This is a genomic window from Pseudoduganella violaceinigra DSM 15887 (assembly GCF_000425385.1).
GTDB lineage: Bacteria > Pseudomonadota > Gammaproteobacteria > Burkholderiales > Burkholderiaceae_D > Rugamonas > Rugamonas violaceinigra.
In genome coordinates, this window is record NZ_AUDI01000012.1 from 113,537 (window position 1) to 127,259 (window position 13,723).

At 63.2% G+C, this 13,723-nt stretch carries 15 protein-coding genes; 5 read left to right on the forward strand and 10 right to left on the reverse strand.

The features are described from left to right. Nucleotide 1 precedes the first annotated feature (1 nt). Nucleotides 2-1,438: a tetratricopeptide repeat protein gene (locus tag H597_RS33175; protein WP_229632128.1), complete on the reverse strand. Its 1,437-nt coding sequence runs from the start codon at nucleotides 1,436-1,438 to the stop codon at nucleotides 2-4. Here H597_RS33175 and H597_RS0108515 point away from each other — a divergent pair. From H597_RS0108515 to H597_RS0108525, 3 genes are read left to right on the forward strand one after another with little or no spacing between them, the layout of a single operon-like run. After that, nucleotides 1,320-2,123, forward strand: coding sequence for a sulfite exporter TauE/SafE family protein (locus H597_RS0108515; RefSeq protein WP_028101761.1), 804 nt, complete (start codon nucleotides 1,320-1,322; stop codon nucleotides 2,121-2,123). The genes H597_RS33175 and H597_RS0108515 overlap by 119 nt on opposite strands. 23 nt (nucleotides 2,124-2,146) lie before the next feature. Continuing rightward, entirely contained in the window at nucleotides 2,147-2,710 is a 564-nt protein-coding gene (locus tag H597_RS0108520; RefSeq protein WP_035373558.1) for a chromate transporter, read from the forward strand. Then, a complete protein-coding gene (locus H597_RS0108525; RefSeq protein WP_051293630.1) occupies nucleotides 2,707-3,246 on the forward strand; it encodes a chromate transporter in 540 nt (179 codons plus the stop codon). The genes H597_RS0108520 and H597_RS0108525 overlap by 4 nt, the downstream gene beginning before the upstream one ends. Here H597_RS0108525 and lgt read toward each other — a convergent pair. Continuing rightward, nucleotides 3,211-4,053, reverse strand: coding sequence for a prolipoprotein diacylglyceryl transferase (gene lgt, locus H597_RS0108530; protein WP_028101764.1), 843 nt, complete (start codon nucleotides 4,051-4,053; stop codon nucleotides 3,211-3,213). The two genes, H597_RS0108525 and lgt, sit on opposite strands and share 36 nt — an antisense overlap. Then, nucleotides 4,054-4,950, reverse strand: a complete 897-nt coding sequence (locus tag H597_RS0108535; protein WP_028101765.1) for a LysR family transcriptional regulator — start codon at nucleotides 4,948-4,950, stop codon at nucleotides 4,054-4,056. It lies immediately after the preceding gene. Nucleotides 4,951-5,040: 90 nt separating this feature from the next. Between H597_RS0108535 and ilvD the strand changes: the two genes are divergently transcribed. Then, entirely contained in the window at nucleotides 5,041-6,903 is a 1,863-nt protein-coding gene (ilvD, locus tag H597_RS0108540) for a dihydroxy-acid dehydratase (RefSeq protein ID WP_028101766.1), read from the forward strand. Between the two features lie 100 nt (nucleotides 6,904-7,003). Here ilvD and H597_RS0108545 read toward each other — a convergent pair whose 3' ends face one another. Beyond that, complete coding sequence (locus tag H597_RS0108545) at nucleotides 7,004-7,237, reverse strand: TIGR04438 family Trp-rich protein (RefSeq protein ID WP_028101767.1); 234 nt, start codon at nucleotides 7,235-7,237, stop codon at nucleotides 7,004-7,006. A gap of 109 nt (nucleotides 7,238-7,346) precedes the next feature. Between H597_RS0108545 and H597_RS0108550 the strand changes: the two genes are divergently transcribed. Then, entirely contained in the window at nucleotides 7,347-7,658 is a 312-nt protein-coding gene (locus H597_RS0108550; RefSeq protein ID WP_028101768.1) for a c-type cytochrome, read from the forward strand. Between the two features lie 37 nt (nucleotides 7,659-7,695). Here the strand turns inward: H597_RS0108550 and H597_RS0108555 are convergent, their stop codons facing one another. The 6 genes from H597_RS0108555 to H597_RS0108580 form a co-directional block, all read right to left on the reverse strand. Then, nucleotides 7,696-8,823 (reverse strand): branched-chain amino acid ABC transporter substrate-binding protein, encoded by a 1,128-nt coding sequence (locus H597_RS0108555; protein ID WP_028101769.1) that lies wholly within the window; start codon nucleotides 8,821-8,823, stop codon nucleotides 7,696-7,698. Nucleotides 8,824-8,899: 76 nt separating this feature from the next. Next, on the reverse strand, nucleotides 8,900-10,042 hold the full coding sequence (locus tag H597_RS0108560; RefSeq protein ID WP_028101770.1) for a branched-chain amino acid ABC transporter substrate-binding protein: 1,143 nt from the start codon (nucleotides 10,040-10,042) through the stop codon (nucleotides 8,900-8,902). 72 nt (nucleotides 10,043-10,114) lie between these two features. Next, nucleotides 10,115-10,468, reverse strand: coding sequence for a DUF2486 family protein (locus H597_RS0108565; protein WP_028101771.1), 354 nt, complete (start codon nucleotides 10,466-10,468; stop codon nucleotides 10,115-10,117). Then, on the reverse strand, nucleotides 10,465-10,890 hold the full coding sequence (locus H597_RS0108570) for a DNA polymerase III subunit chi (RefSeq protein WP_028101772.1): 426 nt from the start codon (nucleotides 10,888-10,890) through the stop codon (nucleotides 10,465-10,467). Before H597_RS0108570 ends, H597_RS0108565 begins: the two co-directional genes overlap by 4 nt. 3 nt (nucleotides 10,891-10,893) lie before the next feature. After that, nucleotides 10,894-11,526: a glutaredoxin family protein gene (locus H597_RS0108575; RefSeq protein WP_028101773.1), complete on the reverse strand. Its 633-nt coding sequence runs from the start codon at nucleotides 11,524-11,526 to the stop codon at nucleotides 10,894-10,896. Between the two features lie 15 nt (nucleotides 11,527-11,541). Continuing rightward, nucleotides 11,542-13,614, reverse strand: coding sequence for a M3 family metallopeptidase (locus H597_RS0108580; RefSeq protein WP_028101774.1), 2,073 nt, complete (start codon nucleotides 13,612-13,614; stop codon nucleotides 11,542-11,544). Between the last annotated feature and the right edge of the window lie 109 nt (nucleotides 13,615-13,723).

The window sequence follows — 13,723 nt, forward strand, 5'->3', positions numbered from 1 at the left end:
TCTACAGGCTGGACGGGGCAAAGCTGTCCAGCGCCTTACCGATCCCACCGTCCTTGAAATTGCCGGCGAGTGCTTGCGCGGCGTCGCGTTCGGCTGCCGTCAGGCGGGTTTCCAGGGCGCTGGCGGCTTCGCGGGCTTCGCTCTTATTCTTGCAGTGATACAGGACCGCCAGTTCGCCGATGATGTTTTTGCGCGCCGCAGCTTCCAGGTTTGCTTCAGCCAGCTCTTCCAGCATCCGCGGCTGGTCGTTCAAGGCCGCATTGCAGAACAGCTGACTGGCATTCGAACTGCTTGCGGCAACGCCGCGTCCCTCTTCATGGAAACGCGCCAGCGCCCGCATCGCGTCGCTGTTTCCTTTTTCGGCGGCTTCCTGATACCACTTCACCGCCTCGGCGTCGTCGCGTTTGACGCCAAGGCCTTGTGCGTAGAGGTGGCCGCCATTTACAAGACCATCGCTATTCTGGAAATCGGCCGCCTTTTCGAACCAGTATGCCGCCTGCGCATAGTCACGGGCTACGCCCTGGCCGCGCAGATATAGTTCTCCGATACGGTTCATCGCGCCGCCGTTCTGTTTCTTTGCGGCGCTCAAGTAGTACTCCATTGCGAGCCCGAAGTCCTTGTCAGTCCCCTGGCCGGCTTCGCTCATGCGCCCTAGCATGTAGTTGGCCTCACCGGCGTCGTCTCGGACGGATTTGTAGAGCCTGAATGCCTTGGTGTAGCTTTGCGGAGTTCCGGTCCCTTTCGCATACATTTCAGCCAGGCCCATTGCGCATAAGGCGTCGTTCAATTCCATACACTCCTTCATTAACCTGAAAGCGCCTTCCTTATCCTGGGGCATATATTTGCCCTTCGATTTATGAAGGGCGAGAATGCGCAGGCTTTCGGGATTGTGCGCCTTGACGCCTTTCTGGAGCCAGGCGACCCCTTTGGCAGGGTCGAAACGGTCCGACTTTTTCGAGAGATGCAGGATCGCCACCAGGGTATATGCGTTTTCGACGCCGCGCTCGGCCGCCCGCATGGCATATTCCTCGGACTTCTTGCTGTCCTGCATAACGGCAGCTCCGTTCGCGTACATGATGCTCAACATCCAGTCACCATCGCCGTAGCCGCGGGCAGACAATTCCTGGAAAATCTTGAGCGCTCTCGCGTAATCGCCGGCACGGTAGGCTTCAACGCCTGTTTCATAGCCTTCTGCATGGGCAAAAGCGACGCAGCAAGAAAGCACGATGGCGGAAAGCAGTCGTTTCATGAAAATGATAAAAAGATAAAAGGGCAGTATTTTAACGGAGGCCGGCGACACAGCGTAAAATCCAGGCCTTATGGATATTGGATTGATGTTGATATTGCTCGCGATGGGGGCGGGCGGCGGGTTCGCGGCGGGCTTGCTCGGAATTGGCGGCGGCATGGTGCTGGTGCCCTTCATCACGATGATCTTCACCGCCAAGGGCTTTCCCCCGGAGCTGGTGGTGCATATGGCGATCGCGACCTCGCTGGCCACGATCATGTTCACTTCACTGTCTTCGGTGCGCGCGCATCATCGGCATGGCGCGGTGCGGTGGCGCATCGTTGCGCTGCTGGCGCCGGGCATCGCGGCCGGCGCCATGCTCGGGCCGTGGATCGGCAAGCAGATGAACACCTGTGCGCAGTCGCTGCTGTTTTCCGCCTTCGTGGCGTTTTCAGCGGTGCAGATGCTGCGCAGCCGACATCTGTCCGCCGGGCGCGAGTTGCCCGGAACGCCGGGCATGATCGCAGCGGGCGGCGTGATCGGTACCATGGCGGGGCTGGTGGGGGCGGGCGGCGGCTTTATTTCCGTCCCCTTCATGGCATGGTGTAATGTGCGGATCCACCAGGCGGTTGCGACCAGTGCGGCGCTGGGCTTCCCGATTGCCTTGTTCGGCACTGTGTCGAACATCTATGTCGGCTGGGCTGCGCCGGGACTGCCGGCGCATTCGCTGGGCTTTGTCTATCTGCCGGCATTGCTTGTAATCGCGGCCGCCAGTGTGACGATGGCGCCGCTCGGTGCGCGCCTTGCGCACAAGATGGATGTGGCGTCGCTCAAGCGCGTCTTTGCCGTGGTGCTGTTCGCGCTGGCGGCGTATATGTTCTATCACGCGCTGGCATAGCTGCGCGGCGTTTGGAGGCCGGGATGGAAGCAAGAGTCGGATGCTGGTCGCTGTTCAAGGTTTTTTCCCATATGGCCCTGCAAGGCTTCGGCGGCGTACTGCCGTTCGCCTATCGCCACTTGGTCGAGCGCACGCAATGGCTGACGGCATCCGAATTCGGCCAACTGCTCAGCATCGCGCAATTGCTGCCTGGTCCCACGATCTGCAACCTCTCCGTCATGGTCGGCCAGCGCTACGCCGGTGTGGCCGGTGGATTTTCCGCGCTGGCCGGCCTGCTGCTGGGACCATTTTTTATTGTGATCGCTCTGGGCGCGGCCTACCAGGGGCTGGCAGGCCATCCCCTCTTCGTCAATGCCATGCGCGGCATGGCGGCGGCCGCGTCGGGCCTGATCCTCGCCACGGCAATCAAGCTGGCGGCAGGCATGCTGCGCGGAACGGTAGGGGGAGGACGCCGCGCGGCGCAGCTTGCATTGCTGGTGGCCGCGTTCATTGGCCTGGGCGTCGTGAAGGTCGGCCTGATCGCGGTGGTGGCGACGCTGGTGCCGATCGGTTTCCTGCTGTTCGCCTTCGTGTGGAGGAAACCGTGAGCGAAGACGTCAAACTGGGCGGGCTGGCTTGGCACCTGGCCGTGCTGTCGCTGACGGCGATCGGCGGCGGCGTGGTCCTGGTCGCGCCCGATGTGCACCACTACGTCTCGGTGCAGAACCATTGGATGAGCGATGATCAATTCGCCGCCATGTACGCACTGGCGCAGGCGGCGCCGGGCCCCAACCTGCTGTTCGTCACGCTGGTCGGCTGGATGATCAAGGGCTGGCTGGGCGCGGTGGTCGTGACGATGGCGGCGATCCTGCCTTCGTCATGCCTGGTGCTGGCACTGGGAACGGTGATCAATCGTCATGGCGGCGCCGATGGCCGCTGGACCGGCGCGCTGCGCGATGCGCTGGCGCCGCTGGCGGCCGGCATGCTGGCCGGCGCCGCGTGGACTTTTCTGAGCGTGGCCGGCGCCGGATGGCGCGGCATGGTGCTGGCGCTGGCCGCCGCCGGGGCGGCCTATGCAACCAAATTGAACCCGCTGTGGCTGATCGCCTTAGGCGCGCTGGCCGGCGCCGTTGGGCTGGTTTGAGCGGTAAGCCCACACCAGCATGATGATGGCGCCGACGATCATCGGCAGCGACAACATCTGGCCGGAGGTCACCGGCAGGCCCGCCACGTTAATCTCCCAGTCCGGGGTGCGGAACCACTCGGTGAAGAAGCGCGCGCAGCCGTACAGCAGCACGTATAGGGCGCCGACGGCCAGGCGCGGCCGCGCCTTGCGTGCAAACGGCCACAGGATGCAAAACACCAGGATGCCGTCCACCAGCATTTGGTAGATCGCGGAAGGGTGGCGCGGCATATTGTCGTACAGGTTCGGATAAATCATCGCCCATGGCAGCGAGGGATCGCCGACCACACGTCCGGGCAGTTCGGCGTTGATGAAATTGCCCATGCGGCCGGCCGCATAGCCGAGCGGCACCAGCGGCGCGATGAAGTCATACACATCGAGCAGATTGCGTTTGCGTTTGCGCGACCACAGGGCCATGGCGATCAGCACGCCGAGGAAGCCGCCGTGGAAGCTCATGCCGCCCTCCCAGACCCTGATGATGCGCTGAGGCGTCAATAGCATCTCCGGCTGGTAGAAGAATACTTCGCCCAGGCGGCCGCCCACGATCACGCCCAGCATGCCATAGAACAGCATGTCGTCCAGGTCTTCCTTGGTCCAACCCTGGGCGGCGATGTGCGGCTGCTTGATGCGCACGCGGCCTAGGGCGATGAACATGAGGAAGGCCAGCACGTACATCAGGCCATACCAGTGGATATTCAGCGGCCCGATGCCGAAGAAGGGGCCGATACTGACGGCGACCGGATCGGGCATTGGATGGTTCAGCGGCATTCAGATTCTCTTTCTCATTAATTCCAGGAAGCCGCGCAGCACGGGCGAGGCATTGTCGCGCCGCCAGGCCAGGCCGGTTTCCACCAGCGGCGTGCTCTGGACCAGGGGCAGGTATTCCACCCCGGGCCGGCGCAAATTCGACACGGATTGTGGCACAAGTGCCAATCCCATGCCAGCCGATACCAGGCTGACAATGGTTTGCATCTGGATCGCCTCCTGGCCCACCTCGGCGGTGATGCCCGCCGCGCGGAACACCGACAGGATGGCGTCGTACAGTCCGGGCGAGATGTGGCGTGGGAAGATGATCAGCGGCAGGCCGCCCAGCGTGCGCAAGTCGGCCGCCTTGGCGCGCACCAGCGCCGGCATGCCGGCCGGTGCCGCCAGGACCAGTGGTTCCCTTAGCACGGGCAGGTAATCGAGCTCCTGGCGCGCACGGTCGGGCAGGGGCGGGATCAGCAGGCCGGCATCGACCCGGCCTTCCAGCAAGTCGTCCAGCTGCAGGTCGGAAGTGGCCTCTTTCAACGTGATCTCGACCTGCGGAAATTCGGCGCGGTAGGCGCGCAGGGTTGGCGGCAGCACGCTGTAATCGGCCGACGACACGAAAGCCAGCGCGAGCCGCCCGCTGGCGCCGGCGGCGGCGCGTTGCACCAGCTCCGCCAGCCCGGCCGATTGTTCGAGCAGGCGGCGCGCTTCCGGCAGCAGGGCTTCGCCGGCGGCGGTCAGCGTCACGCCGCGCCGGTTGCGCTCGAACAGGGGCGCCCCCAGCATCTGTTCCAGCGCCATGATGGTTTGCGATAGCGGCGGCTGGGTCATATGCAGGCGGCGCGCGGCGCGGCCGAAATGCAGCTCCTCGGCGACGGTGGCGAAATAGCGCAGCTGGCGAAGTTCGATATTCATTCGCAAAGAATATCACAGGCACGCCTATCATATATTTGACAACTATCGGCGCAAAAGGCACCCTTAGGCTCTTATCCAGGAGATCCCACCATGCCGCAATACCGTTCCTATACCACCACCCAAGGCCGCAATATGGCGGGCGCCCGCGCCCTGTGGCGCGCCACCGGCATGAAGGACGGCGACTTCAATAAGCCGATCATCGCCGTGGTCAATTCCTTCACCCAGTTCGTTCCGGGCCACGTGCACCTGAAGGACCTGGGCCAGCTGGTCGCGCGCGAGATCGAAGCTTCCGGCGGCGTGGCCAAGGAATTCAACACCATCGCCGTGGACGACGGCATCGCCATGGGCCATGGCGGCATGCTGTACTCGCTGCCGTCGCGCGACTTGATCGCCGACTCGGTGGAATACATGGTCAACGCGCACTGCGCCGACGCCATGGTCTGCATTTCCAACTGCGACAAGATCACGCCCGGCATGCTGATGGCCGCCATGCGCCTGAACATCCCGGCGGTGTTCGTTTCCGGCGGGCCGATGGAAGCGGGCAAGGTGATCAAGGCCGTCAACGGCGGCGAGAAAATCATCAAGCTGGATCTGATCGATGCCATGATCAAGGCCGGCGACAGCAGCGTCTCCGATGCCGACGTGGCCGAAGCCGAGCGCTCGGCCTGTCCGACTTGCGGTTCCTGTTCCGGCATGTTCACCGCCAATTCGATGAACTGCCTGACCGAGGCCCTGGGCCTGTCCCTGCCGGGCAACGGCACCATCGTCGCCACCCACAGCGACCGCAAGGAACTGTTCCTGCGCGCCGGCCGCCTGATCGTCGAACTGGCCAAGCGCCACTACGAACAGGATGACTACAGCGTCCTGCCGCGCTCCATCGCCACCAAGCAAGCCTTTGAAAATGCCATGGCGCTGGACGTATCGATGGGCGGTTCCACCAACACCGTGCTGCATCTGCTGGCGGCGGCGCATGAGGCGCAAGTGCCGTTCACCATGGCCGACATCGACCGCATCTCGCGCAAAGTGCCTTGCCTGTGCAAGGTGGCGCCGATGACGGACAAGTACCACATCGAGGACGTGCACCGTGCGGGCGGCATCATCTCCATCCTCGGCGAGCTGGCGCGCGCCGGCCTGCTGGACACCACGCAGCACACCGTGCACACCGCCACGCTGGGCGAAGCGATCGAACAGTACGACATCAAGCGCAGCGACGACGCGGCCGTGCACCAGCTGTTCCGCGCGGCGCCGGGCGGCGTGCCGACCCAGGTGGCGTTCTCGCAGTCCGAGCGCTTCGCCTCGTCGGACCTGGACCGCAGCAACGGCTGCATCCGCGACCTGGAACACGCTTATTCGAAAGACGGCGGACTGGCTGTCCTGTACGGCAATATCGCCGAGAAGGGCTGCATCGTGAAGACCGCCGGCGTGGATGAATCGATCCTCACATTCAGCGGCAAAGCGCGTGTATTCGAGAGCCAGGACGCGGCGGTGGAAGCCATACTGGGCGACACCGTGCATGCCGGCGACGTTGTGATCATCCGCTACGAAGGCCCGAAAGGCGGCCCCGGCATGCAGGAAATGCTGTATCCGACGTCCTACATCAAATCGAAAGGCCTGGGCAAGGCCTGCGCGCTGTTCACGGACGGACGCTTCTCGGGCGGCTCCTCCGGGCTGGTGATCGGCCACGCCTCGCCGGAAGCGGCCGAAGGCGGCGCCATCGGCCTGGTGGAAGAAGGGGACATGATCGACATCGACATCCCCTCGCGCACCATCAATCTGCGCGTCGCGCCGGAAACGCTGGCGCAGCGCCGCAGCGCCATGGAGGCGCGCGGCGCCGGCGCCTGGCAGCCGCGCGAGCGCCAGCGCTATGTCTCGCAAGCCCTGCAGGCCTACGCCGCGCTGACCACGTCCGCCGACCGCGGCGCCGTGCGCGACCTGTCCCAGCTCAAGCGTTAAAAAGGCGGGGCAAAAAAGTCGGGGTCAATTCTGGCAATCGGACATGCACATTCGTGCGTGTCCGAATGCCAGAGTTGACCCCGACTGTTGAGCCTGTCGCTTACTTGCGCTTCTGCATATCTTCGAAGTTCTTCTTGATGCGTTCCTTGCGCCGCTGCTCGTCGATGTTGTGCGCCTTGCGCTTGTCGAGGCCCAGCATCGGTTCGACGAATTCGAACCAGAGGAAGGCAACGCCCGCAACGCCGATGATCCACCACCAGGACATTTCGGCGAACTTCCAGACTTCAAAATACTTCAGTGCCACGAGGGCGATTAACAATAGAATAATAGGCATGGATAGCTCCTTAGTATTCCATCATAGCAATATCCAGCAATCGGTCAACCCATAATACGAAATGGACGTTGTGGAGTAAAATTGTCGCAGTTTTTTCCTGGAGATGAAAATGAAACGTTCCCTGATGGTTGGTTTCCTGGTTACCGCGGCATTCTCGTCGCAGGCCGCTTTTGCAAACGCCGACCTGGCGAAGGCCAAGAATTGCATGGCTTGCCACGCGATCGCCACCAAACTGGTGGGTCCGGCCTACAAGGACGTCGCCGCCAAATATGCTGGCCAGAAAGACGCCGAAGCCAAGCTGGTGGCGAAAGTGATGAAGGGCGGCTCCGGCGTCTGGGGCGCGGTGCCGATGCCAGCCAACCCGCAGGTGACCGAAGCGGAAGCGAAGACCCTGGTGAAATGGGTCCTGTCGCAGAAATGAGATTGAAAAAAAAGCCGGGCTAGCCCGGCTTTTTCATTTACTTGATCACCTCGATGCGCGTCTTCTTGCCGGCTTTATAGCCGAACAGGGTCAGCGCCCCGTCCTTGATATCCCCCTTGTCGTCAAAGGCGATCACGCCGCTGATGCCGTCGTAGCGCACCTTTTTCAGGAACGGCAGGTATTTGGCCGGCTCGGCCGATTTGGCGTCGGCCATGGCTTGCGCGATCGCCATCGCGGCGTCGTAGGCATACGGTGCATAGATCTGCACCTCGTAGCCGTAGCGTTTCTTGAAGCGGCTGGCGAAATCGGCCAGCTTCTTCTCCTGCTCGGGCGTCACGCCGCCCGCTTCCGCGCAGACCACCGCGTCGTCGGCGCCGCCCGACAGCTTGGGCAGGGCCTCGGTGCAGATGCCATCGCCGCCCATCAGCCGGGCCTTGATGCCCAGGGCTTTCATCTGGCGCAGCAGGGGGCCGCCCACCGAATCCATGCCGCCGAAGAACACCAGGTCCGGGTTCTTGGCGCGGATCGACGTCAGGATGGCGTTGAAGTCGGAGGCCTTGTCGGTCGTGTACTGTTTGTCGACGATCTGCACGCCGTCGCCTTTCTTGGCCTCCTTCAGGAACTCGGCCGCCACGCCCTGGCCGTAAGCGGTGCGGTCGTCGATCACGGCGATGCGCTTGGCGCCCAGTTTCTGGGTGGCGTACTTGCCCAGCGAGCTGCCCAGCTTGAAGTCGTTCGCCACCACGCGGAAGGTGGTGTTGAAGCCCTGGCTGGTGTAGATCGGGCTGGTGGACGATGCGGAAATCTGCGGGATGCCGGCGTCGTAGTAGATTTTCGAGGCCGGGATGGTGGTGCCGGAATTCTGGTGGCCGACGACGCCGCTGACCTTGGCGTCGACCAGTTTTTGCGCGGCCGAGACGCCTTGTTTCGGGTCGCCGGCGTCGTCTTCGGACACCATCTCGAACTTGACCGCCTTGCCGTTGATCTTGAAGCCTTTGGCGTTCAATTCTTCCACCGCCATGCGCACGCCGCTCTGATTGTCCTTGCCCAGGTGGGCGGACTGGCCGGACAGAGGGCCGACGTAGCCGATCTTGACCACTTCCTGGGCGCTTGCGGCGCCAGCAAAGGTCACGGCGATGGCGGCGATGATGGTTTTGGTTTGCATTGCACTTTCTCCTGAAACGAAAAGGGCCGCCATGCTGGCTGGCGGCCCACGGGCTCCCCCCCGATATTCTCGCGTATTACTTTACTACTTCCATCTTGGTCTTGATGCCGCCCTTGTAAGTGAACAGGGTCAGCGCGCCGTCCTTGATGTCGCCGAACTGGTCGAATTCGATGGCGCCGGTTACGCCCTGGTGCTTGATCCTGGCCAGCACTGGCAGGTATTTGGCCGGCTCGGACGAATTGGCCTGTTGCATGGCGTCGGCCATGGTCATGATGGCGTCGTACACATACGGCGCGTACAGCTGCACTTCCTGGCCGTACTTCTTCTTGTACCTGGCGCGGAAGTCGTCCATGTTCTTCTGCATTTCCGCCGTCACACCGCCGGCTTCGGCGCAGGTCACCACGCCGTCGGCGGCGGCGCCGGACGACAGGCGGTACAGGGCGTCGGTGCAGACGCCGTCGCCGCCCATGAACTTGGCGTTGATGCCCAGGGCCTTCATCTGGCGCAGCAGCGGGCCGCCGACCGAGTCCATACCGCCGAAGAACACCAGGTCCGGGTTCTTCGATTTGATATTGGTCAGGATGGCGTTGAAGTCGGAAGCGTTGGCGGTGGTGAATTCCTTGCCGACCAGCTGCACACCGGGCAGGGTTTTCTTGGCGCCCTTGATGAATTCGTCGGCCACGCCCTGGCCGTAGGCGGTGCGGTCGTCGATCACGGCGATCTTCTTGGCGCCCAGCTTCTGCACGGCGTAAGCGCCGAGGGTGCCGCCCAGCTTATTGTCGTTGGCGACCACGCGGAAGGCGGTGTTGAATTTCTGCTTGGTGTACACCGGCGAGGTCGCGGCAGGGGAAATCTGCGGGATGCCGGCGTCGTAGTAGATCTTGGAGGCCGGGATGGTGGTGCCGGAGTTCAGGTGGCCGATCACGCCCTGTACCTTGGCGTCCACCAGTTTTTGCGCGACGGCGGTGCCCTGTTTCGGGTCGCCCGCGTCATCCTCGAACTGGACCGCCCACTTGACCGGCTTGCCGCCGATTTTGATGCCCTTGGCCGTCAGTTCTTCGATAGCCATCCGGGCGCCGTTTTCCATATCCTTGCCCAGGTGCGAGTTGGGACCCGAAACCGGGGACACGTGGCCGATCCGGATGGTGTCCTGGGCGTGGGCGGCGCCGGCAAATGCCAGGGCGATGGCGACAGGGATGAACTTGTTCTTGAACTGCATCGGGGTCTCCAGTCAAAAGATTCAGATTTGCCAGAGAAAATACAGCAAAAATCCCGAATGGCAAAGCAGGAATTATTTACGCTGGCCGGAGCTGGCCTGCAGGTGGGTGATTTCCTGTTGCACGGCGCGGGAAACGATCTGCCCGATGGTGTCGTGCAGGCCTTCGCGGATCTCCGCCGTCAGCCCGTGCAGCGCGTGGTTCAGGACATCGGTGATGCTGTCCTTGATGCGCTGCTCGAGCACGAAGTCGATGCGGGTCGACAGCTGGTGCAGCACGCGTTCGGACAGGCGCCGTTCCAGGCTGTCCCAGGCTTCAGCGTCGTCCAGTACCGGCAGCGCAGGCGTTTCGGCTGCAACGGGGGCCGGCGCTTCGTTATTCATGATCTCGGTCAGGACCGGGATGCTGGCGTCAAAAGGCTGGTTCATTGCTTGCCTACGGTGAGATGTTTGAGCGGGAAATCCTGCCGTTTGTAGGCAGCATAACGCAGGCGGCCCGCCGCCGCATCGTCCTCGGCGGAGGATATGACTTCGATCAAACGGGGAAACGCTTCGAATTGCGCCGGGGCGCGGCGCGACAGGTTGACCAGCAGCCCCGCTTCCGGCAGTTCGGTGGCGTCGCTATCGACCAGGATGATGGCTGAATCGGGCGCCAGCGGGTCGTTGGCGTGCACGTGCGGCAGGAAGTCTGTGGCGGAGAAGGACCACAAGGCCTGGTCCAGCTGCGCCAGCTGCGCCGCGTCCTCGGTCATGACGACGATGCGCGGCGTGCTGGCGTAGGCCTTGCGCAGCAGGCGGCAGGCGTACGCCACCTTGTCCGCCACGCCGCTGTGGAAATCAATCTGCGTCATCAATCAGAAGCGGAAGTTATCCGGACCGTTGGCCGGCGTGTCGCGTTCGCGGCGCGCCTTCTCGGCCGCGGCGGCGGCTTCCCTGGCGGCGGCCTTGTTGCGTGCCACTTCTTCCGCGCTTGGCGCGCGCGCACCGGCGGCCGGCGTTGGCGACGGATTGGAATAGCCGGCCGGCAGCACCTTGGTGGCCGGGTAGCCGGCCTCGGTCAGTGCGGCATCCCAGCTGGCCTGCTCGAAGCCGAGCTGGCGCGCACGGCCGATCAGCAACAGCGGCACTTGGCCATCGCTGCCGGCTTTTTTCAGCGCTTCATGGTCCTCGGGCGTATTGACGGTCTTTTCGCGGTAGGGAATGCCGCGCGTGGCCAGCAGGGTGCGGGCCAGATTGCAGCCGGCGCCGCAGCCGTTGGAGGTGTACAGCACCACCGGGCGGGCGCGCACGACGTCGGCCAGTTCCGGCGGCAGGTCGACCGAGCCGGTGCCGGAAGTGTTGTAATTCTTCACCTCAGAGTTCTTGGCGCTCACCGGCGGCGGCGACTCGCTGAAGTGGGTGACGCCCTTGTCGTCTTTCCACTTATACATCTGAGCGTGCGCCACGCTGGCAGTCAGCAGCAGCAAAAGCAGGGCAGCGCGTTTCATTTCTTTCAATCTCCTTTAAGCCGCCATGCCGCTGTGGCGCAGCAGGGCGTCGATGGTCGGCTCGCGGCCGCGGAAGGCGGTGAACGATTCCAGTGCCGGGCGGGAGCCGCCGACGGCCAGGATCTCCTGCTGGAAGCGCTTACCGGTTTCGGTGGACAGTTTGCCGCCGTCCAGCGCCGCCGCCTCTTCGAAGGCGGCATAGGCGTCGGCGGACAGCACTTCGGCCCACTTATAGCTATAGTATCCCGCCGCGTAGCCGCCCGCAAAGATATGGCTGAAAGCGTGCTGGAAGCGGTTGAAGCTTGGCGGAATGATAACGGCGAACTTGCGCCGGGTGTCGTCGATCACATCCTGCACCGATTGCGCACCGGATGGCTGGAAATCGTAGTGCAGCAGCATGTCGAGCAGGGCGAATTCCACCTGGCGCAGGGTCTGCAGGCCGGACTGGAAGTTCTTCGCCGCCAGCATGCGCTCGTACAGGGCGCGCGGCAGCGGCAGCCCGCTTTTCACGTGCGCGCTCATATGGCTCAGCACATCCCACTCCCAGCAGAAGTTTTCCATGAACTGGGACGGCAGCTCGACCGCATCCCATTCGACGCCGGAGATGCCCGATACCGCCAGTTCCTCGACCTGGGTCAGCATATGGTGCAGGCCATGGCCGAATTCATGGAACAGGGTGATCACCTCATCGTGGGTGAACAGCGACGGTTGCACCTGGCCGTCTGTTTCCAGCGGCTCGGTGAAATTGCAGGTCAGGTAGGCGACCGGGGTTTGCAGCGCGCCGTTCTTCATGCGGCGGCCGCGCGCGTCGTCCATCCAGGCGCCGCCGCTCTTGCCTTCGCGGGCATACAGGTCGAGGTAGAACTGGCCGACCAGCTTGCCGTCGCGCTCGATGCGGAAGAAGCGCACGTCCTTGTGCCAGACCGGCGCGCTGTCAGGCTTGATGCTGACGCCGAACAGGTTCTGCACCAGCTTGAACAGGCCGTCGATCACCTTATGCTCGGGGAAGTACTGCTTCACTTCCTGCGCCGAGAAGGAATACATGTGCTGCTGCAGCTTTTCGGAGGCGTAGGGCAGGTCCCACGACTGCAAGTGCTGGATCCCGAGTTCCTTGGCGGCGTAGGCTTGCAGCTCGGCCAGGTCCTTTTCCGCGAACGGGCGGGCGCGCTTGGCCAGGTCTTCCAGGAATTCGATCACCTGTTCCGGCGACTTGGCCATTTTCGGCACCAGCGAGACTTCGGCGAAGTTCTTGTAGCCGAGCAGGCTGGCTTCTTCGGCGCGCAGTTTCAGCAGGGTCGCGATATTGCCGGTGTTGTCCCAGTCTTCGCGCTTGCTGAACGCATCGCCAAGTTCCGACGCCTTGGTGGCGTTGGCACGGTAGACTTTTTCGCGCAGGGCGCGGTTTTCCACGAATTGCAGGATCGGATAGTAGGACGGGAAGTGCAGGGTGAACATCCAGCCTTGCTTGCCTTCCTTTTCCGCCAGCGCGCGGGCGGCGGCCCGGGAATCGTCGGGCAGGCCGCGCAGCTCGGACTCGTCTTCCACCAGCATCTTCCAGTCGTTGGTGGCGTCCAGCACGTTTTCGCTGAAGCGGGTGCTGGTGGCGGCGTGTTCTTCCTGGATCTCGGCGAAGCGTTCTTTCTTGTCGGCCGGCAGTTCGGCGCCGCCCATGCGAAAGTCGCGGATGGCGTTGTCGATGATGCGCTGGCGCGCTGGCGACAGGGCGGCGAATTCCGCGCTGGCGCGCAGGGCCTTGTATTTGGCGAACAGCGCCTCGTTCTGGGCCAGGGCGGTCCAGAATTCGGTCACTTTCGGCAGGTTTTCGTTGTAGGTGGCGCGCAGTTCGGGCGTGTCCACCACATTGTTCAGGTGACTGACGATGCCCCAGGCGCGGCCCAGGAGTTCGGTGGAGTTTTCCAGCGGGGTGACGAAGTTATCCCAGGTCACATCGCCTGCCGGCGCTTCCAGCTGCGCTACGGCGGCGCGGTTCTGCTCCAGCAGGTGCTCGATGGCCGGCGTGACGTGTTCGGGCTTGATCGCATCGAAACGCGGCAGGCCGCTAAAGTCCAGCAATGGGTTGTCAGTCATTCTCGACTCCTCTAAAACCTTAAAAGCGGTGTCCGACCCCTAGGGTCGGACACCGGTGATTCTGCAGCCGCGGGTTTACTGGTTTAAACGCGCGGTTTAAGCGCGCGGT